This window comes from Rhodococcus chondri, assembly GCF_036327435.1.
Lineage (GTDB): Bacteria > Actinomycetota > Actinomycetes > Mycobacteriales > Mycobacteriaceae > Rhodococcus > Rhodococcus chondri.
Genome location: NZ_JAUZMZ010000269.1, coordinates 1 through 4,102, shown reverse-complemented (window position 1 = coordinate 4,102; position 4,102 = coordinate 1). Strand labels below are relative to the sequence as shown.

Here is a 4,102-nt window from a genome sequence, read left to right as displayed (position 1 = left end):
GCATGGTGTGTCTCGACGATGCCGGCTCGGTGGTGCGGGATGCGCTGCTGTGGAACGACATCCGCTCGGCCGAGGCGGCATCCGACCTCGTGCGCGAACTCGGCGGCCCCGCCGCGTGGGTGGATGCCGTGGGGGTGGTGCCGCTCGCGGCGATCACCGTCGCCAAGGCGCGCGGGTCGACTTCGGTGCCGGCGGGGTGCGCGGCACGGCCCTCGCGGACGACGCGTCCGGTGTCGGCGTCGCACACCATCACCTTGCAGGATTGGGTGGACGAGTCGATGCCGGCGACGAGTGTCACGACCGGACCGCCCGGTCCCGCTGTTCGCGCGTGGGCAGGTCGGCGCCTGCCCGCCCCACCGTGAGCGCGGAGGTCCATGCTGCCGTCTCGAGCGCCGCGCGCAGGGCGTCGGTGCGTATTCCGCGCAGCGTGTCGCGACGGTCCGCGCCGAGCAGCTTCTGGGTCCACAGCGCGTCGAGTAGTCCTGCGGTGAAGGCGTCGCCGGCACCGACGGTGTCGACGACGTCCACCTGCACTGCCGGGATGTCGACCGTGCCGGCGGCGCTCATCGCGAGCGCGCCCCCGGATCCGCGGGTGACAGCGACGATCGCGGGTCCCCGCGACAGCCATTCGCGTGCGGTCACCACCGGGTCCTGACCGGGGGCGAACCAGGCGAGATCCTCGTCGCTGGCCTTGACGATGTCCGACAGGCCCACCAGGTGCTCGATCCGGGCACGACCGCGCTGCTCGTCGGCGATCAGCGCCGGCCGGATGTTCGGGTCGAAACTCACCGTGGAGGTCGCGGACTGTTGCGCGACGAGTTCGGCGACGGTGTCGCAGCCGGGTTCGAGGACGGTGGCGATGGATCCGGTATGGATGAGGAGCGCGTCGACGGTGGGCGGTGGCACGACAGGATGCCAGTCGATGTCGAATTCGTAGGTGGCTCGTCCCTCGGGGTCGAGGACCGCTTTCGCGGTGGCGGTGCGCGACGCCGCGGCACTGCCCGGCGTCAGGTGCACCCCCGACGAGTCGAGGTGTTCGATGATCCGACGCCCCCGCTCGTCGGCGGCGAGGCGGGTCATGAAATGCACCGTGCGGCCGAGGCGCCCGAGTCCGACGGCGACGTTGAGCGGGCTGCCGCCGACGTGCTCGACGGGGTCGTCGCCGCCGCGGTGGACGATGTCGACGAGGGCTTCACCGACGACGAGGGCATGCCCGTTCACGACGGCTCCCCCGGAAGCTCGAACAGCGTGGCTCTCGCGCCGTCGCTGTGCAGGGCGTTCAGCGCCCAGGTGTAGGCGTCGACGAAGCGGACGTCGTGCGCGAGATCACCGAATACAGCCTTATTTTCGATGAATGCGGACGGATGGGTGAGCTGCGTGCGGGCGAGCGGGACGAGGGTGTCGGCGAGACGGTCGACGACGGCGATCGGCTCGCCGTGCTCGTCGACTCCTTCCGCGTAGCGGGCCCAGGACGCGACGATCGCCGCGGAGAGCCGCACCGGCCCGCCTGTCGCGAGGTTCTCCCGGATGACCGGCAGCAGCCATTTGGGGATGCGATCGGAGGACTCGGCGCAGAGCCGGGCAACGGTGTCGCGGATTTCCGGGTTGGCGAACCGCTCGATGAGGGTGTGTTTGTACTCGTCGAGGTCGATCCCCGGCACGGGCCGCAGTGTGGGAGTGGCCTCGGTGTCCATGTATTCGAGAAGGAATCGCGCGATCAGCGGGTCCTGCGCTGCTTCGTGGACGAGGCGGTACCCCATGAGATAGGCGAAGTAGCACAGACCCTGGTGGCCCACGTTGAGCAGACGGAGCTTCATCAGTTCGTACGGTCCGACGTCGTCGACGAGTTGCACCCCGGCTTCTTCCAACGGGGGGCGGCCGTCGGCGAAGTCGTCTTCGAGCACCCAGGCGGTGAAGGGTTCGGCGGCGACGGGCCAGCGGTCCTGGATGTCGAAGCGCTCGGACAGTCCGGCGACGACCTCATCGGTGGTCACCGGGGTGATCCGGTCCACCATCGAGTTGGGGAATCGGGTGTTGTCGCTGATCCACTGGGCGAGATCCGGGTCGACGAGCCGTGCGTAGGCGGTGAACACCCTCCGTGCGACGGTGCCGTTGCCTTCGATGTTGTCGCACGACATCAGGGTGGGCGACGGTATCCCGCGTGCGCGCCGGCGAGCCAGCGCTTCGGTGATCAGTCCGAACACGGTTGCGGGTGGGCCGGTGGCGGCGAGGTCGCGCCTGATGTCGGGGTTGTCGGTGTCGAAGTCACCCGTATCGTGCCGGATGTTGTATCCGCCCTCGGTGACCGTGAGCGAGATGATGCGCGTGGTCGGGGCGGCCAGGAGTTCGATGACGGCCTCGGGATCGTCCGGGGCATAGCGGTAGTCGACGATCGAACCGATGATGCGAGGTTCCCAGGTGCCGTCGGGGTGGGTCAGGATCAGGGTGTAGAGCCGGTCCTGGGCGTCGAGGGCCTCTTGCATGCGGCGGTCGGCGGGCATGACCCCGACGCCGCAGATCCCCCATTCGCGCGCGAGCCCCTTTTCCAGCAATCGGTCGATGTACATCGCTTGGTGGGCGCGGTGAAATCCTCCGACACCGAAGTGCACGATGCCTACCGAGATCTCCCGTCGTGAATAGCCGGGCACCGGGATCCGGGCATCGGGCAAGGTCATCTCGCTCGGTTTCACTGTTGTGACTCCTTCCGGGCACCTGGGGTTACCTGCACAACGGCTTTGATACTGCCCGGCACGTGATCGGATTCGAGTGCGTCGACCGTCTTTTCGAGAGGGAATCGTGCGGTGACCATCGAATCGAGATCGACGCGACCGGTTTCGACGAGCGCGAGCGCCGTGGGCCACGTGTTGGCGTATCGGAAGACGCCGGTGAGGACGAGTTCGCGGTTCTGGATGAGTTGCACGGGCAGCGACATGGACTCGGAACCGGAGCCGACGAGCACGACGGTGCCGCCCGGGCGGACCGCCCGGATGCCGGAGCCGACGGCGGCCGGCGCCCCGGAACAGTCGATGTAGCTGTCGAACCGGCCCTCGGGCACCGTGTCGGTGCGTGGGTCGGAAGTGGCGGTGGCGCCGAACGTCCCGGCGGCGGCGCGGCGGCATTCGTCGAGGTCGGTGACGACGATCTCGACCGCCCCGAACGCGCGCGCCACCTGGGTGGTGACGATGCCGACCGGGCCGGCACCGCTGATCAGCACGCGCGAGCCCGCCGTGACACGCGCCTTGCGTACTGCGGCGATGCCCACCGACAGCGGTTCGCACAGCGCCGCCGCATCATCGGAGACGGTCTCGGGCACGGAGTGTGCGAAGTGCGAGCCGATGGTGACGTAGTCGCACAGCGCGCCGTCCACCGGCGGGGTGGCGTAGAACCGCATGTGCGGGCACAGGTTGTAGTCGCCGCGGCGGGTTTCCTCCGTACCGGGATCGGGTCGTTGCGGCTCGATCGAGACGCGCTCGCCGATCCGGCCGGCGGGTACCCCGGCACCCACGGCAACAACGAGTCCCGCGGCTTCGTGCCCGAGGACGAGAGGGGCGTCGACCACGAATTCTCCGATGCGGCCCTCTCGGTAGTAGTGCGCGTCGGAGCCACAGACACCGACGGAGGTGACGCGGACGAGAACGTCGCCGGGACCGGGCTCCGGAACCGGTCGTTCCTCGATGTCGATGCGGCCGGGTTCGATGCGTAGGTCACACTTCGATGCTAACTTACTGAGCAAATGTTCGCACCCCTGAGCAGATGCTCACGGAGGGAGGTGACACGTGCCCACGACCGATCCCACCCGGACCGCGCCGGACGTGGAGACTGCTTCCGCCCCGGAGGAACTGCGATTGGCGCTGCGCGCGGCAACCCTCTACTACCTCGACGGTCTGACGCAGGCCGAAGTCGCCAACCGGCTCGGCGTCTCCCGAGCCACCGCAGGCCGGCTCGTCGCTCGCGCCCGATCGCAGGGCCTCGTCCGCATCGAAGTCGCGGTGCCGCCCGATCTCCGCGACGACCTGCACGCCGACACCGAACGCGCGCTCGAACAGTGCTTCGGACTCACCGAAGCCGTCGTGGTGGGTGTGCGCGTCGACGACATCGGACC

At 69.0% G+C, this 4,102-nt stretch carries 4 protein-coding genes and 1 pseudogene; 2 read left to right on the top strand and 3 right to left on the bottom strand.

Annotation, left to right across the window (positions count from 1 at the left end; all coding sequences use genetic code 11):
• A pseudogene (locus tag Q8814_RS26580) lies at nt 1-173 on the top strand (xylulose kinase); the annotation flags it as partial.
• A 121-nt stretch (nt 174-294) separates the two neighbouring features.
• Here the strand turns inward: Q8814_RS26580 and Q8814_RS24740 are convergent.
• From Q8814_RS24740 to Q8814_RS24730, 3 genes are read right to left on the bottom strand one after another with little or no spacing between them, the layout of a single operon-like run.
• Nucleotides 295-1,221, bottom strand: a complete 927-nt coding sequence (locus Q8814_RS24740; protein WP_330154607.1) for a carbohydrate kinase family protein — start codon at nt 1,219-1,221, stop codon at nt 295-297.
• Nucleotides 1,218-2,675, bottom strand: a complete 1,458-nt coding sequence (locus tag Q8814_RS24735; protein WP_330154608.1) for a mannitol dehydrogenase family protein — start codon at nt 2,673-2,675, stop codon at nt 1,218-1,220. The genes Q8814_RS24740 and Q8814_RS24735 overlap by 4 nt, the downstream gene beginning before the upstream one ends.
• An 11-nt stretch (nt 2,676-2,686) precedes the next feature.
• Nucleotides 2,687-3,733 carry an NAD(P)-dependent alcohol dehydrogenase gene (locus Q8814_RS24730; protein ID WP_330154606.1) on the bottom strand — a complete coding sequence of 349 codons (1,047 nt, stop codon included), beginning with the start codon at nt 3,731-3,733 and terminating at the stop codon, nt 2,687-2,689.
• A 43-nt stretch (nt 3,734-3,776) separates the two neighbouring features.
• Between Q8814_RS24730 and Q8814_RS24725 the strand changes: the two genes are divergently transcribed.
• Nucleotides 3,777-4,102 (top strand): MarR family transcriptional regulator (locus tag Q8814_RS24725; protein WP_330154605.1); only part of this gene is annotated, 326 nt, incomplete at its 3' end.

Excerpts from the sequence above, each read along its gene's own strand:
- Q8814_RS24735 (WP_330154608.1), bottom strand. The coding sequence starts at position 2,675 with ATGACCTTGCCCGATGCCCGGATCCCGGTGCCCGGCTATTCACGACGG.